The sequence below is a fragment of the Bradymonas sediminis genome (assembly GCF_003258315.1).
In the GTDB taxonomy this organism is placed as follows: Bacteria; Myxococcota_A; Bradymonadia; order Bradymonadales; family Bradymonadaceae; genus Bradymonas; species Bradymonas sediminis.
In genome coordinates this window covers 4,082,472-4,097,883 of sequence record NZ_CP030032.1, presented here as the reverse complement: position 1 = coordinate 4,097,883, position 15,412 = coordinate 4,082,472, and the positions used below count along the sequence as shown (strand labels likewise).

Annotated in this window: 11 protein-coding genes; 6 read left to right on the top strand and 5 right to left on the bottom strand. The window is 62.0% G+C overall.

Translation table 11 applies throughout. From position 1 onward, the window contains the following. The first annotated feature begins 66 nt into the window (after nucleotides 1–66). Nucleotides 67–1,443 carry a DEAD/DEAH box helicase gene (locus DN745_RS15445; protein ID WP_239497552.1) on the top strand — a complete coding sequence of 459 codons (1,377 nt, stop codon included), beginning with the start codon at nucleotides 67–69 and terminating at the stop codon, nucleotides 1,441–1,443. A gap of 72 nt (nucleotides 1,444–1,515) precedes the next feature. Here the strand turns inward: DN745_RS15445 and DN745_RS15440 are convergent, their stop codons facing one another. Continuing rightward, nucleotides 1,516–2,103, bottom strand: a complete 588-nt coding sequence (locus tag DN745_RS15440) for a GNAT family N-acetyltransferase (protein WP_111336202.1) — start codon at nucleotides 2,101–2,103, stop codon at nucleotides 1,516–1,518. A gap of 284 nt (nucleotides 2,104–2,387) precedes the next feature. On the opposite strand from DN745_RS15440, the gene DN745_RS15435 reads away from it, so the two are divergent. The 4 genes from DN745_RS15435 to DN745_RS15420 all read left to right on the top strand — a co-directional run bounded on the left by DN745_RS15435 (nucleotide 2,388) and on the right by DN745_RS15420 (nucleotide 9,327). Beyond that, on the top strand, nucleotides 2,388–3,656 hold the full coding sequence (locus tag DN745_RS15435; RefSeq protein WP_111336201.1) for an AgmX/PglI C-terminal domain-containing protein: 1,269 nt from the start codon (nucleotides 2,388–2,390) through the stop codon (nucleotides 3,654–3,656). A gap of 61 nt (nucleotides 3,657–3,717) precedes the next feature. Next, nucleotides 3,718–5,370 (top strand): urocanate hydratase, encoded by a 1,653-nt coding sequence (hutU, locus tag DN745_RS15430; RefSeq protein WP_111336199.1) that lies wholly within the window; start codon nucleotides 3,718–3,720, stop codon nucleotides 5,368–5,370. An 84-nt stretch (nucleotides 5,371–5,454) separates the two neighbouring features. Further along, a complete protein-coding gene (locus tag DN745_RS15425) occupies nucleotides 5,455–5,961 on the top strand; it encodes a DUF4442 domain-containing protein (RefSeq protein WP_111336198.1) in 507 nt (168 codons plus the stop codon). Between the two features lie 768 nt (nucleotides 5,962–6,729). Next, a complete protein-coding gene (locus DN745_RS15420; protein ID WP_162687712.1) occupies nucleotides 6,730–9,327 on the top strand; it encodes an alkaline phosphatase in 2,598 nt (865 codons plus the stop codon). 9 nt (nucleotides 9,328–9,336) lie between these two features. Here DN745_RS15420 and epmA read toward each other — a convergent pair whose 3' ends face one another. Next, nucleotides 9,337–10,725, bottom strand: coding sequence for an EF-P lysine aminoacylase EpmA (gene epmA, locus DN745_RS15415; RefSeq protein ID WP_111336195.1), 1,389 nt, complete (start codon nucleotides 10,723–10,725; stop codon nucleotides 9,337–9,339). A 130-nt stretch (nucleotides 10,726–10,855) separates the two neighbouring features. On the opposite strand from epmA, the gene DN745_RS15410 reads away from it, so the two are divergent. Next, nucleotides 10,856–12,622 (top strand): AMP-dependent synthetase/ligase, encoded by a 1,767-nt coding sequence (locus DN745_RS15410; protein WP_111336193.1) that lies wholly within the window; start codon nucleotides 10,856–10,858, stop codon nucleotides 12,620–12,622. A 214-nt stretch (nucleotides 12,623–12,836) separates the two neighbouring features. Here DN745_RS15410 and DN745_RS15405 read toward each other — a convergent pair whose 3' ends face one another. Genes DN745_RS15405 through DN745_RS15395 form a run of 3 tightly spaced genes read right to left on the bottom strand, consistent with a single transcriptional unit; the run spans nucleotide 12,837 to nucleotide 15,370 of the window. Further along, nucleotides 12,837–13,955, bottom strand: a complete 1,119-nt coding sequence (locus DN745_RS15405) for a hypothetical protein (RefSeq protein ID WP_111336191.1) — start codon at nucleotides 13,953–13,955, stop codon at nucleotides 12,837–12,839. 3 nt (nucleotides 13,956–13,958) lie between these two features. Further along, on the bottom strand, nucleotides 13,959–14,240 hold the full coding sequence (locus DN745_RS15400; RefSeq protein ID WP_111336190.1) for a hypothetical protein: 282 nt from the start codon (nucleotides 14,238–14,240) through the stop codon (nucleotides 13,959–13,961). Between the two features lie 29 nt (nucleotides 14,241–14,269). After that, nucleotides 14,270–15,370 (bottom strand): hypothetical protein, encoded by a 1,101-nt coding sequence (locus DN745_RS15395; protein WP_133622155.1) that lies wholly within the window; start codon nucleotides 15,368–15,370, stop codon nucleotides 14,270–14,272. Nucleotides 15,371–15,412: the final 42 nt, after the last annotated feature.

The window sequence follows — 15,412 nt, the reverse complement described above, 5'->3', positions numbered from 1 at the left end:
GCATGCTGGTAGCATTAGACATGCGCGCAACACCGTGATAGCAAGCGCCATCTTTTGAGCGCCCGAGTGACGGGGGCTCCCAGCACCCGGTACATTTTGGAAAATTTTCAAGAGCTCGATCTTATTGAGCCGCTCCAGCGCGCGATAGCCGCTGAAAATTACGAATCACCGTCGGAAATTCAAGCTCAAGCCATTCCTTCGATTTTGGAAGGTAGAGATCTGCTCGGTTGCGCCCAGACAGGCACCGGTAAAACGGCCGCCTTTTCACTCCCCATGCTTCATATTCTGAGCGAGAGCCAGAACACGAAGGGCCGACGTGTGCCCCGTGGACTGATCTTGTCGCCGACGCGTGAGTTGGCGGCTCAGATTTGCTCGAGCATCGAGACCTACGGGAAATTCCTCTCGCTGCGCAGCACCGTGATTTACGGTGGTGTCAGCGAGCGCCCGCAGATTCGCGACCTTAAAAAGGGCGTCGATATTATCGTGGCAACGCCGGGTCGATTCCTCGACCTGATGAGCCGTGGTTTTATCGATCTGAACGCCATCGAGTTCTTCATCCTAGATGAAGCCGATCGTATGCTCGACATGGGTTTCATCAACGATATCCGCAAGATCATCAATAAGCTGCCCAAGAAGCGCCAGAACCTGCTCTTCTCGGCGACCTTGCCCTCGAGCATCGTCCAGCTTGCCAACCAGATGTTGCGCAACCCCGTGACCGTCGAAGTCGCGCCGGAAACCCCGACGCTCGACGCCATTGAGCAGCGCTTGATGTTCGTGACGAAGGCCGACAAGGCGAACCTGATGGTGCACCTGCTTAAGGCGCCGGACGTGTCGCGCTCGATCATCTTCACGCGCACCAAGCACGGCGCAAACCGTCTGACCGAGCGCCTGGAGAAGGCCGGCTTCCCCGCGACCGCCATTCATGGCAACAAATCGCAGGCCGCTCGCCGCCGCGCGCTCAACGGATTCCGCAAGGGCTCCTACGATATCCTGGTGGCGACCGACGTCGCCTCGCGCGGCATCGACGTGGATGACGTCACGCACGTGTTCAACTACGACCTGCCGGACGAAGCCGAGAGCTACGTCCATCGCATCGGTCGAACCGGTCGCGCCGGACGAAGTGGCGTGGCCATCTCGTTCTGCGATACCTCGGAAGGGCATAAATTGCGCTCGATCGAGAAGACCATCGCTCAGGCGATCCCGCCGGATGAGGAGCACGAGTTTCACTCCCCAGCCGCGATGGCGAGTCGTAATGACCGCAAAAAGAGCAGCAAAGGTGGTGGCCGTCGCGGAAATAATTCGCGTGGCCGTAACTCGAGAAATAAATCGCGCGGCAAGTCCGGCGGAAATTCTCGGGGCAGAAATTCCTCGCGTCGCAAGAGCACCACGCCCGCAAAGAAATCGGGCGAGGGCGCAAAGCGCCGCGGCGGCAATCGCCGCTGAGTTTGGCAAAGCAGTGAGCTGAGGTGAGTCTTCGCCGCAGGGAATTGCAAAAGCAAAGACGGGCCATCGACCTCAAATTCCGGGTTGATGGCCCGTTTTGCGTTCAGCCCCCATATTCGCCAGTCCGGCCGGGTGGGCGATGGGGACCTCGATCCAATAGCGAAGTTTGCAATAGAGGACGCCGTCGATCATGCGTTCGATGCGTTTCTCGAAGAGCCCGCCGTTCTTCTCGATGATCTTTCGCGAGGCGGTATTGTCAGGATCGCAGGTCAGCAGCACGCGCGAGAGCCCGCGCTGGGCGGCCTTTTCGAGCCCTAATTTCAGGATCGCCGCCCCGTAACCCTGGCGCCGGCGGCCCGGGCGGATCGAGTAGCCGATATGCCCGCCGATATCATCGGCCAGGTTGTCCAGGCGATGGCGCAGCTCGAATCGTCCCACGAAGGTGTCGTCATCCGCGAGCCAATAGATGGTCTCCGGCACGCGAAAGAGCGCGATATTTTCCCAATGAATCAGCGCGCATTCGGCCTGGACGTGCGCATCGAAATTGCGCTGTAGCACGTCGAGACGGTGGTATAGAAAACGGCGCTCCGCGTGAAACTCGGCGAGCGCTTCGAGATAACTCTGCTTTAGCGATGCGGTGGGGCGGATTAATTCGAGCATAGCTACATCGGGGTCGTGGGAGCAGTAACGATGAGATGGCCGCGCGCTGGGCGGTCCTCGATGCTGAATGTCGACGCGGATGCCCGGGGGTCACGCCGCGGGCGGGGGCGCGAGCGCGGGCTTTGAGGCAGGGCTTGTGTTGACGCTCGGGCGCGGAATCGCTACCTCATGGGGTGCAAGTCGAGGGTTGGTTTTAGGCGCGCATCTATCCTAAAATACGCCCCGACACAGACCACGCGCTGAGTGAGTCTTCGCTGTGGCGCAATTATTCGGGAGTTGAAACGATGAAGAATTCTACACGCTTTTTGCTTATTTTCTCGGCTCTTTTTTTCGTCACCGCGACCGCCGGGCAGGCCGTCGCGAACCCGGGTATCTATGATTGGCCCGACGCTGAGGTGCCGGTTTTAGTGCGGACTTCAAACGGCGTTATCTTTCTCTCCAAAGACAAAAAGCCCACGCGCGCCTATTCGTGGAAGGCCAGTAATATCGGCGAGGGCTTCGATTCGCTCTACGCGGTCGATCTCAATAAAAACGGTCGCGTTGAGCTGGTTGGCGCGGGCAAACCGGTCTTCTTTCTCGACTCCAAATCCAACCCGATGTGGCAGCTCGAGAAGGGATGCAAGCAGACGATGCTGGGGAGTTTTATCTCCAGCAATAACCTCGACATCGCCTGCAACGACGGAAAAACCCTCAAGGTCTATACCTATGACGGGCAATTCGCCTGGGAATTGAACGCAGGTAAGCGCATCGAGGACTGCCGTGTCGGCGATCATAGCGGTGATCTCAAGCCGGATTTTGAGTGTAAATTCGCCGGGTCGAAGTCCTGGGTGCGCGTCGACTCCAGCGGCAAGGTGCTGGTGGCGTCGGTCGACTCGCCCGAGATTGAGGCGGGCGGCGCGGTGGACGGCGCGCTTGAGCCCGTCGACCCGAAATTGCTCAGCGGCGAAGAGGGCGTCGACCTTAACCTGGACGGCAACGCCGACCAGGTGTTGAACGTCGACGGCAATAATTTACTGATCGGCTCGAAGGCCTCTGATAAACCCGTTAAGAGCGTCAAGCTCGACGGCAAAGCCGTGAGCGCGCTGGTCAAAGACCTCGACCTGGATGGCAAAAACGAGATCGTCGTGCTCACCAATAAGTCGATCTTCGTCATGGATGCGCAGGGCGAAGACGTGCAAAAATTTTCCGCCTCGACGCGCAAATATAAGCGCAAACCGCTGGCCAAATTCGAGAGCGTCTACTCCAATTATTTCGCCGATAATGACAAGGCCGCCGACGCCGTGCGCGCCCAGCAAGACGCGCTGTCGAAATGCTACGCCAAGCGGGTCAAGAGCAGCCAATTTGCCGGCATCGGCCGGTTGATCCTCAAGGTCAGCGTCGACCATGACGGCAAGCTCAAGGGCGTTGAGACCGTGCACTCGGGCATCAACGACAAGAAGATCGTCGCGTGTGCGCAGAGCGCGCTCAAAAAAGCCAAATACCCCAAGGCCGAGTCCGAGGACGCCCTGGGCACCATCAACGTCAATATGGAATATACCTTCTGGGACGAATAGTCCCAGAAGCCGTAGCCCCTTTTGAGAGCATTTCATTTCAATCCAAAACGAGAGCATAAGCATGACCCGCGAAATTCGAGCCCCGAGAGGAAAGACGCTGCGTTGCAAAGGGTGGACGCAGGAGGCCGCGCTGCGCATGCTTATGAATAATCTGGACCCGGAGGTCGCCGAGGACCCCGACAACCTGGTGGTCTACGGCGGCACCGGTAAGGCCGCGCGCAATTGGGAATGCTTCGAGCGCATCGTCGCCGAGCTTGAGCAGCTCGAAGATGACGAGACGCTCCTGGTGCAATCGGGCAAAGCCGTTGGCGTCTTTAAGACCCACGAAAACGCCCCGCGCGTGCTGCTAGCCAACTCCAACCTGGTCGGCAAATGGGCCAATTGGGAACATTTTGGCGAATTGGAGAAGAAGGGCCTGATGATGTACGGCCAGATGACGGCCGGCAGTTGGATCTATATCGGCACCCAGGGGATCTTGCAGGGGACGTTTGAGACCTTCGCCGCCGCCGCGAATAAGCATTTCGGCGGCGACCTTTCGGGTCGCTTCGTGCTGACCGCGGGCCTCGGTGGCATGGGCGGGGCGCAGCCGTTGGCCGCGACCTTTAATGGCGCGGCGTTTTTGGGCATTGATGTCGACGCCTCGCGCATCGAGCGGCGCATCGGCAAGGGTTATTGCGACCGCATCACCCACGACCTGGACGAGGCGCTTGAGTGGGTGCTCGCCGCCAAAGAGGCCGGCGAGGCGTTGAGCGTCGGCCTGGTGGCGAACGCCGCCGAGGTGCTGCCCGAGCTGCTCGCCCGCGGCGTCGTCCCGGATATCGTCACCGACCAGACCTCGGCCCATGACCCGCTCAACGGGTATATCCCGGCCGGTACTTCGCTGGAGGACGCCAAGACCTGGCGCGCCGAGGACCCCGACGGGTATTTGAGCGCCGCGCGCGACAGCATCTCATTGCATGTCGAGACGATGGTCGCCTTCCAGGACAAGGGCGCGGTGGTCTTTGATTATGGCAATAATATTCGCCAGGTGGCGTATGACGCGGGGTTTGAGCGCGCGTTTGATTTCCCGGGTTTTGTGCCGGCCTATATTCGCCCGCTGTTTTGCGAGGGGCAGGGGCCGTTTCGCTGGGTGGCGCTGTCGGGCGACCCCGAGGATATCCGGCGCACCGACGACGCGATCCGCGAGCTCTTCCCCGAGAAGGCGCACCTGATGCGCTGGCTCGATATGGCCCAGGAGAAGGTGCATTTTGAGGGATTGCCCGCGCGTATCTGCTGGCTTGGATACGGCGAGCGCGTGAAGGCCGGGCTGAAGTTCAATGAGATGGTGCGCTCCGGCGAGTTATCGGCGCCGATCGTCATCGGTCGCGACCACCTCGACTGCGGCAGCGTCGCCAGCCCCAACCGCGAGACCGAGTCGATGAAAGACGGCAGCGACGCGGTCGCCGACTGGGCGATCCTCAACGCGCTGTTGAACGTGGCCAGCGGGGCGACCTGGGTGAGCTTTCACCACGGCGGCGGCGTCGGGATGGGTTATAGCCTGCACGCCGGCCAGGTCATCGTCGCCGACGGCACCGACGCCGCCCACGCTCGCCTGGAGCGCGTCCTCACCGGCGACCCGGGCATGGGGATTATCCGCCACGCGGACGCCGGCTACGCCAAGGCGCAGGACTTCGCGCGGGAGCATGACGTGCGGGTGCCGCACCTCGACGATTGAGCTCTACATTTACCCTGTAAATCGGCCGATGCGCGAGTCTTCGAACTTGCGCATCGGCGTTTTCTATCTGAACGGTCCTCGAAGATGTTGAAGAAGAGTCTAAAATCCGCAAAACGCCAGCTTACCCGGACCTGGCGCACCCTCCTGGTCGGCAATATCAAGCAATTGATGAATTTCTACGCCCCCTTCGTGGGCGCCGGGATTCGCATCGAGGAGGCCTCGCCGGATTACCGGCGCATGGTCGTGGCGATGGACCTGACGATTTATAACCAGAATTTCGTGGGCACCCACTTTGGCGGCTCGCTTTATGCGATGACCGACCCCTTTTATATGCTGATGATCATGCAGAATCTGGGGCCGGATTATATCGTATGGGATAAGGCGGCGACCGTGCATTTTCGCAAGCCCGGGCGCGGTAAAGTGCGCGCGGTGTTCACGCTGACCCAGGAGCGGATCGACGAGATTCGCGCGCAGGCTGCCGAGCAATATAAGGTCGAGCCGGTCTTCATGGTCGAGGTCATCGACGAGGCGGGCGATGTGGTGGCCGAGGTGGAGAAGGTGTTGTATGTGCGCAAGAAGAAGGATGCGTGAGCATTTGTCCGGAGCCGGTCAAAACGCCGGAGCCAGCGCTTCAAGCACTGGCAAAACGAGACCTAGGCCGGAGCCAGCGCTTCAAGCACTGGCAAAAATAAGTGATAACCAGACCTAGGCCGGAGCCAGCGCTTCAAGCACTGGCAAAAGTGAGTGCTAGCCAGACCTAGAAGGTCTGGCTCCGGAGTGTGGGAGGTCAAAACATCGGAGCCAGCGCTTCAAGCACTGGCAAAAATAAGTGATAACCAGACCTAGAAGGTCTGGCTCCGGAGTGTGGGAGGTCAAAACATCGGAGCCAGCGCTTCAAGCTCTGGCAAAAATAAGTGATAACCAGACCTAGAAGGTCTGGCTCCGGAGTGTGGGAGGTCAAAACACCGGAGCCAGCGCTTCAAGCACTGGCAAAAATAAGTGATAACCAGACCTAGAAGGTCTGGCTCCGGAGTGTGGGAGGTCAAAACATCGGAGCCAGCGCTTCAAGCTCTGGCAAAAATAAGTGATAACCAGACCTAGAAGGTCTGGCTCCGGAGTGTGGGAGGTCAAAACACCGGAGCCAGCGCTTCAAGCACTGGCAAAAATAAGTGATAACCAGACCTAGAAGGTCTGGCTCCGGAGTGTGGGAGGTCAAAACATCGGAGCCAGCGCTTCAAGCACTGGCAAAAGTGAGTGCTCGCCATACCTAGAAGGTTTTGAATTACGGTGGCAAATGATAAGCGGGGCATCGAGAAGTTGAACCTCGGTAATATTGCGCCAATGGCTCGGGTGAATGCGATGAGAATGATAAAAGGGAAGGCGGCTTTATTTTTGCTATTGCTTGGTCTCGTGATGGTGTCGAGTTGCTCGCACCCCAAGACGACGGTTGAGCCGGACGGGCAGCAAACCCCGGCAAAGGCGCAAGAAGCGTCGGTCGAGGCGAAGACCGAGGCCGCCCCCAAGCGCATTATTTATCTGATCGCCGACGGCATGGGAGTGTCGGCGGCGAGCGCCGCGACCTACGCCAAGGGCGCGCCGCTGAGCATGTTGGGCATGGAGCGCATGGGGCTGGTGACGACACATTCCTATGATTTTGTGACCACCGATTCGGCGGCGTCGGCCACCGCTCTGGCGGCCGGGCGAAAGACTCATTTTGAGGGGATGTCGGTCAAGCCCGGCACGACGGTTGAGCAGGAGACCGACCCGGCGCATCAGACCCCGACGATGCTCGAGAAGGCCCACGCCGCCGGGTGGAAGACCGGTCTGGTGGCGACGGTGCGCGTGACCCACGCGACCCCCGGGGCGTTCGCCGGGCACCGGGTGAATCGACGCCAATATGACGACCTGGCCGCAGATATGCTGGCCTCGGGCGTGGACGTGGTGATCGGCGGTGGGCGGCGTTTTTTCGACAAGCGAAAAGACGGCAAAGACCTGATGGCGGCGTTTAAAGAGAAGGGCTACGCGGTCGCAGATACGCTCGGCGCGATGAAGGAGGCGACGCCTTCGGCCCGGCAGATGGTCGCGCTTTTGGACCCGTCGGACTTTAAGGAGGCAGGAAATCCCGAGCGTCAGGCGGGGCTCACCGAGATGATGCAGTCGGCCATCGAGGTGCTCGACCGCGACAATGAGGTGGGCTTCTTCTTGATGGTCGAGGGCTCCCAGGTCGACTGGCGCGCGCATAGCCTGGACGGCGAAGGCGTGGTCAAAGAGATGTTGGAGTTCGATGAGACGGTGCAGGCGGCGCTCGACTATGCCGCCGGGCGCGATGACACGCTTGTCGTGGTGACCAGTGACCACGAGACCGGCGGTTTCTCGGTCCTGGATTCTTCGCAGGTCAAGCCCCTGCTCGCCGCGGCCGGCGGCGCCGACGCGGCGAAGGCCGAGGTCGGGCGCGCGGCCGAAGTCGAGGCGAAATACCCGTCGCCGGAGCATCTTCCGGCCGTGGGGATTGGGGAATATGGCGAGGGGACGCCGGACTTCGCGGGGCTTGGCGCGCTCTCGCAGGTGGAGGATTCCGAGATGCGCCTGTCCTTCGGGCATCTGTCGCTGGCGAGCCGTGGGGTTTGTGCGTGGAAGGGCCGATTTAGCGCGGCGCATACCGCGGCGATGGTCGCGGTTTACGCGCACGGGCCTGGCGCGCAGTCCATCGCGGCGAGTCGCGATAACGCGGTGCTCGGCGCGCGACTGATGGCCCTGGTCGACGCCGAGACGGTGCCGGTTTATGCGAGCGACGAAGACGCGAAACAGGTCGAAGAGACCGCCGAAAAGACCCCGACCAATGTCATCCTGATGGTTGGAGGTGGCATGGGCGTGGGCGCCGTGACGGCCGGGTATTACGCAAAAGGATCGCTTGCGATGATGGAGATGCCGGTTCAGGGGCTGGTCGCGACGCACGGCGCGGACCGCCTGGCCAACGACGCCGCGGCCGCGGCGACCGCGCTCGCCACGGGGCAGCGCACCCACGCCGGGGCGCTTGGTGGGGTCGGCCAGGGCGACGCCTGGAAGAGCCTGCCGACGCTATTGGAGCGCTCCGAGCAAGCTGGCATGATGACCGGTTTGGTCACCAGCGGGGCCATCACAGGCGCGACGTCGGCGGCGTTTTATGCGCATACGCCAAACTTCTCCGAGACCCCAAATATCGCGCATGCGTTGAGCGAGATGGCGGAGCGTGTCGAGGGATCAGATGGCGTTGACCTCGTTTATACGGGCGAAGATGCGGCGTTTTCGAATTTGCCTGAGATGACCGCACGCGCGCTGGAGAACCTCGCGCGCCAGGCGCAGGACGCGTCAAAATCCGATAAAAATAAGGGCTTCTTTTTGATGGTCGAGGGCGCGCAGATCGACGCGGCCCAGCGCGGACTTAAGCGCGACCGTGGTCTGGTCGACGCGGTGGTTGATTTTGATGGGGCCGTGCGCGCGGCGGTCGAGTTTGCGCGGGCCGACGGCGAGACGCTGGTGCTCGTGACGGGCGACCGCGATTATAGCACCTCGGTGATCGACCACCATTATGGGCATAATGATTGCCAGGGCGCGGCGCTGGTCGACTTCGGCGGGACCTTCGAGTTGGAGAAGATCGCGGCGGCGCCCGAGGCGCTCGGCCCGGCGTGCCAGCCGGTCGAGGCGGTGACGGTGGCGAACGCCGACACGGTCGCCTGTGAGGGCGATGAGGCGCTGCGCGCGCGGCTGCAAGGTGAGTTCGCGCCGCTGCATTTCTCGCTTCAATATGGCTGGGTCGCCCAGGTGGGCGTGGAGCGCGCCAAGGGGGCGCTCAACGCGCCGACCTCGGCGAATTTCGTGCCGCTCTTCGCCTTTGGCCCGGGCGCCAGCGCCTTCGAGGGCTTCCACGACCAGCCAGCGCTTGGGCAGATGCTCCAGCAGTTCGTGAGCGCGCGCTAAGACGAGCGCTTAGCTCCACTGCGCCTTGCCGGTTTCGAGGTCGCGCCCCATCGCAAAGGGCGCGACCTCTTTTATGTTCTGGGCGCCGCTTTTGAGCATCAGATAGCGGTCGACACCGACGGCGACGCCGCTCGACGGCGGCAAGCCCCATTCGAGGGATTCGAGGAAGCGCTCGGGCATCGCCGGCAGGGGCAGGCCGGCGGCCTGGCGCGTGGCGAGGTCGGCCTCAAAACGCGCGCGCTGCTCTTTGGGGTCGGTGAGCTCCTGGAAGCCGTTGGCCAGCTCGACCCCGCCGATATAAAGCTCGAAGCGCTGGGCGACGCGCGGGTCTTCGGGTTTGGTGCGCGCGAGCACTGCCAGCGGGGTCGGCCATTCGGTCACAAAGACCGGGCCCTGCGCGTCCAAAAAGGGATCGATATAGCCGATCTGAAGTTCGAAAAAGAGCTCATCCCAGCGTCGGGTTTGACGCGCGCGATTGAGGGAATGCTCGGAGAGCAGCTCACGCTCGGCGCATACCGCGAGCAGCGCGTCGAAGTCGGTCGCCTCGAGGATGTCGAAGCCACACGCCGCCTCGATGACCTCCTGCATCGTCATCCTCAAAAATGGTGCTTCCAGCGAAATCTCGCGCTCGCCGATGCGCGCGACCTCACCGATGAGCGCGCGGCTTAAGTCCTCGACGTCCTGGATGATGGCGTCGAGGTCTTCCCAGGCGCGGTACCACTCGAGCAGCGTAAACTCGGGGTTATGCAGCGGGGTGATTTCGCCGTTTCGCCACACCTTGCTCATCTGCCAGATGCGCTCCAGGCCGCCTGCCAACAGGCGCTTCATCGAGAACTCTGGCGAGGTGTGCAGGTCGCCGCGGATGGCCTCTTCGGCGGGGCGGTGCGGGTCCTGGAAGGACGCGTTGACCGGCGAGAGGTGGACGTCGGTGCCGGCCGCCTCGACCCAATTGGGGGTCTCAACTTCGACGAAGTCGCGGGCGTCAAAGAACGCGCGGATGCGGCGATTGGCATGCGCGCGAAGCTGCACGGCCTCGGCGAGTGAGCGCTGACGCTGGGCGCTGAGCGCGGGTTCCTGGGTCAGGGGAAGGTGCACGATTCCCAGGGACTCGACCGTGAACGCTGGGGATTTCCCGTCGGCGTCATGGGCCGCGTCGAGCGTTCCCAAGACCTCCACGAGCGCGCCATGCGTGAGCCTTGCGGCGGCATCGGCGCCATCGGCTATGAGCCGGATACTGTGGCCGGCGCTCTCCAGGTGCCAGACGCCCGAGCGCTGGCGCAGGCGCCCCGCGGTGCGCTGCGGGGCGGCCGGCGTTTGGCCTTGTGCGCTCGCGGTCTTAATCAATTGCGCCAAAGGCAGTGTTTTAGGGGCAATTTGGCGAGTTGTCTTGCGTCTCATGGGGTTTCCGTAATAGGCTGCAGGCGTTTGTATAACCTAAAAATAGGTAGGGTGTCGTTGATTCGACAACTTATCGAGGCGCGATCAATAACTGTCTGTCCATACTCTGACCTGAATACGGAGCATAGAAATGTCTGGTTTTGAAACTCTTGTCGACCTTTTTGAGCAAACGATCGAGAAACATCCGAATAATCCTCTCTTCGGCGTAAAGAAAGGGGGAAGCTATAAATGGACTTCCTATCAAGAGTTCGGTCAGAAGGTTGACGCGTGTCGCGGCGCGCTCGCGGTGCGTGGGGTGGAGAAAGGGGACACGGTCGCGATCATCGCCGACAACTCGGTCGAGTGGGCGGTGAGCGCGTATGCGACCTATGGTCTCGGCGCCGCGTTCTGCCCGATGTACACGGTCCAGATGCCCAAGGATTGGAAGTTTATCCTCGACGACAGTGACGCCAAGGTCGTCATGGTCGCCAACGAGAAGATCTACGAGCAGGTCAAAGAGCTGGCCATCGAGACGGTGACGTCGATCATCTTCTTCGAGGGCGACACCCAGCACCCCGATTATTTCCAGAACGTTCTGGTCGACGGCGCGGCGAATCCGACGCCGAGCACCCACCCGAAGCCCGACGATATCGCGACGTTTATCTATACCTCGGGGACGACCGGCAACCCCAAGGGCGTGCGTCTTAGCCACAAGAACCTGACGTCGAACGTGCAGGGCGTGGCGGAGGTCTTCCCGATCGACCAGAGCGAAGTGAGCCTGTCGTTTTTGCCCTGGGCGCACAGCTTCGGGCAGACCGTCGAGCTGCATATGCTGATGTCGCGCGGCGCCTCCATGGGCCTGGCCGAGAACGTCTCCACGATTATCGCCAACCTCGCCGAGGTGCGCCCGACGATTCTTATGAGCGTGCCGCGCATCTTCAACCGCATCTATGACGGGGTGCAGAAGAAGATGGAGCAGGAAGGTGGCATCAAGAAGGTGCTCTTCGACATGGCGATCAACAACGCCGTGAGCGCGCGCGAGCAGCGCGAGAAGAGCGGCAAGGTCGGCTTCATGACCAAGGTGAAGGGCGATGTGCTCGACAACCTGGTCTTTAGCAAGGTGCGCGCGCGCTTTGGCGGCCGGCTTAAATTTGCGGTCAGCGGCGGCGCGGCGCTCAGCCCCGAGGTTGCGCGCTTCATCGATAACCTCAATATCCAGGTCTATGAGGGCTACGGCCTCACCGAGACCTCGCCGATCGTGTCGGCGAATATCCCCGGACACGTCAAGATCGGCAGCGTCGGCCTGCCGCTGCCGGGCGTGAAGGTCACCATCCGCGACGTCGACGGCTACCCCAGCGGCACCGGCGAGGTCTGCGTCAACGGCCCGAACGTCATGCTCGGGTATCATAAGTTGCCGGAGGCGACCGCCGAGGTCCTCGACGACGACCACACCTTCCACACCGGCGACCTGGGTCGCATCGACGACGACGGGTTCCTGTGGATCCTGGGGCGCATCAAAGAGCAGTATAAGCTCGAGAACGGCAAATACGTCGTGCCCAGCCCGATCGAAGAGCAGCTCAAGCTCAGCCCCTTCATCAACCAGATGATGCTCGACGGCGCCAATAAGCCGTATAACGTCGCGTTGATCGTGGTTGACGAGGAGTCGCTGTCGGATTGGCTCAAAGACAATAACATTCCGCGCGAAGGCGCGCTGACCAACGAGAAGGTCCGCGCTCTTTACGCCGACGAGATCAAGCGCTTCGGCAATTCGATGAAGAGCTACGAGCTGCCGAAGTCCTTCGTGTTGATCGACCAGGAGTTCACCCCTGAGAACGACATGCTCACGCCGAGCCTGAAGGTCAAACGCCGCATCGTGCTGCAGAGCTACGGCAAGATGCTCGAAGAGCTTTATAACTAAGGTTGATGCCGTGAGGCATGGGCTTTTAGCCTGAGAAAACACCCCCGATGGAGATTCCATCGGGGGTGTTTTTTTGTGGGTTGTTTTTTGTCGGGCGTTTTGCAGGTGCGCGGCCCCCCTTCTGTCGCTTCGCGACATCTTCCCCAGAGGGGAAGATCTACTGATGCTTTCTCGGGGGCGTTGGGTTGGCGGGGGGCGTTGGGTTGGGGGCCGGTTAGTCGAGCAGCGAGACGTTTAATTGATCGGCGTCGGCGATGGCCTGCAGCTCGGCGTCGGTGACGCCGAATTCGCCCAGGAGGGCGGCTTTGTCGCGGGCGTTGGCGGCGCGGTTGAGCAGCGAGAGCAGCTGTTGTTGCTGGCTCTGGGCGTCGGCGTCGAGCTGGGCGCGCGAGGTTGAGCGGGTGGGGACGAAGCGGGTGTCGGCGTCGACAAATATCTGGGCGTCGACGTCGCCCAGCGACATCGTCTCGATGATGGCGTCGATGCCGGCGGCGCTGTCGAACAGCGGCAGGCGCAGCAGGGTGGTGACCGTGGCGGTGTGGGTCGAGCTCAGGGCGGTGCCCAGCAGGTCGATGACCTCGCCGATGGAAGTGCCCTGGGCGGCGTCCTCGGGGCTGGTGAACCCGGGCGTCGACAGCGGCGGAAGCTCGGCGCAGACCAGCAGGTTCTGGCCCTGGTCGCGCAGGCGGGCGGCCCAGTTGGTGAGGACGCGCACGCCGGTCAGTTGGCGCGCGGGGTTCGGCTCAAGCTCCAATTGGTGGGTGACCCAGTCGGCCGGGCTGCCATCATTGCTCAGGCGCAGCTTCGCGTCGAAGTCGCCGGCGGCGGCGATGCGGGCGCAGAGGGTGTTGAACGCGTCGGCGTTGGGCGATGCGTCGAGCACCAGGTTGACGCCGGCGGCGGCGACCGGGGCGAGGGTGTCGACCGGGCCAAAGCCGGTGGAGAGGGCGGGGCGTGCGCCGTTTAATTCGGCGAAGGCCAACTCGCGCGCGCGGAAGGCGAAGGTGTCGGTGGCATCTTCGGCGCCGGCCGAGAACGCCAGGTCTTTTAATTGCGTGACGCCTGCGCTGGGCAACGGCATATGCGCGTCTTTGCCGGTGGCGTGAACCGCGCACCCGGGTTGGACCCAGGCGGGCGGGTCGAGCAGCAGCGCGTCGACCTCGCGCCCGCCGACGTGGCGGCGCACCACGGCGAAGACCGAGTCGCCCGCTTCGGAGCGGATCTCCAGGGATTCGCCGATGCCCGGCAGGGTGTCACCGACGAAGGCGCGAAGCGAATCGCCCTCGCAGCGAATGATCGCGCTGGGGCGTTGTTCGTAATTCTCGAATTCCACGGATTAGTCCTCGGTGACTTCGGGGGGGCGGAAGTCGACCAGCCAACCGAAGCTCTCAAGGAGCGCTTCGGCGACGTATTCGAGGCCTTCCGCGTGGGGGTGGCTCAGGGTGGCGAAAGGCACAAAATCGCGGAACGCCCCGTGGTCGGCGGCGTTCCAATAATGGTCTTCGGCGAAGACCTCGATCGTGAGGTCTTGGACGCCCTCGGCGAGGGCGTCCAATTCGGCGATGATGGCGGCGCGTTGGGCTTTGCGCCGGTCCACCGATAGGGTCCAGGTGACCACGGGGGCTCCTCGGGAGCGGGATGCGCGCGTTATTCTTCGATCTCTTCTTCGAGCTCCGCCTGCAATTGCTCGATGGAGGGCGGACCTTCCACCTCGCGTCGCTCCAGGCGCTCGCGCGCCCATTCACGCAGGCTCTTGGCCTTGTCATCAAGCGACTGCTCGAGGAATTCCATGCCCATATATTTCTCGCCGAGGATATAAGCGCGCTTCCGGACCGAGGTGTCGGGCAGGTCGGCGGCTTTGGCGAGCAGGGCCAGGCGCGTTTGCTCTTCGATATTTTCCCATTGCTCGTCGAGCAGGTCCAGGGCGCCGCTGGCGACATGGTCGCCGCCGTAGCCGCGCACCGTCCCCGGCTTGAGCAACTTTTTGAGCAGGTCCATCGGGTCGCCGCCCAATCGGGCCAGCCACACCACGGCCCGGCGGCGCACGCTGCCGGGCAAGAAGCGGATGCTCAGGCGGTCTTGCTCCTGGGAGTTGCACTCGAGCGGGTGCTCGTATTCGCCGCGCGGGAACGGAATCGCGTTCTCGACCACGATATTGCAGACCTCGCGCTTGAGCGTCTTATTGAGCGCGTCCAGGCTCATCAGGAAGTCGAAGATCGGGCGGCCGCGCGCGCCGATGGCTTCTTTGGCGGTGAGGACCATCAAGATAATCTCGATGGACTCCTCGCGGCTGATCTTGAAGTTGGTGAAGATGCCGCGGCAGGCCGGGATGAGGTATTCCTCATGCTCCTCGTAATTCGAGGTCAGCCGCGGCAGCCAGATGATGCCGCGGCGCAATCCGAGGTAGTCGCGGCGGGTCAGCAGGGAGTGAGTCCCCAGCCAGGCCGTCAACATAAAGAGGCCGGGGCCGGGCTCTTGGCCTTCTTCCAGGTGCAAATTGACCTGAAGGCAGGCGTGGCACAGTTTTTCTTTGACGTGGTTGGAAATGCCCTCTGCCGCGACGACGCGTCGCGCGAAGAGTCCCAGATAATACGGGTATTGCAGGTAGCGCCAGACGCGCTCCTCGGGATTTCCGCCAGCCGGGTAATCGGTGCTTTCAACGAGCGCGTTGGTGGCCATCTCGATGAGTCGAAGTATCTCCTCGTCCGAGGCATCAAGATGACGTTTTAGAAAAGTGGTCGTATTCAACCGAAACCTCCGGGTGGGGGGTGTGAACCGGCCAGAACGCAA

Excerpts from the sequence above, each read along its gene's own strand:
- DN745_RS15440 (WP_111336202.1), bottom strand. The coding sequence starts at position 2,103 with ATGCTCGAATTAATCCGCCCCACCGCATCGCTAAAGCAGAGTTATCTC.
- DN745_RS15435 (WP_111336201.1), top strand. The coding sequence starts at position 2,388 with ATGAAGAATTCTACACGCTTTTTGCTTATTTTCTCGGCTCTTTTTTTC.
- hutU (WP_111336199.1), top strand. The coding sequence starts at position 3,718 with ATGACCCGCGAAATTCGAGCCCCGAGAGGAAAGACGCTGCGTTGCAAA.
- DN745_RS15425 (WP_111336198.1), top strand. The coding sequence starts at position 5,455 with ATGTTGAAGAAGAGTCTAAAATCCGCAAAACGCCAGCTTACCCGGACC.
- DN745_RS15420 (WP_162687712.1), top strand. The coding sequence starts at position 6,730 with ATGAGAATGATAAAAGGGAAGGCGGCTTTATTTTTGCTATTGCTTGGT.
- epmA (WP_111336195.1), bottom strand. The coding sequence starts at position 10,725 with ATGAGACGCAAGACAACTCGCCAAATTGCCCCTAAAACACTGCCTTTG.
- DN745_RS15410 (WP_111336193.1), top strand. The coding sequence starts at position 10,856 with ATGTCTGGTTTTGAAACTCTTGTCGACCTTTTTGAGCAAACGATCGAG.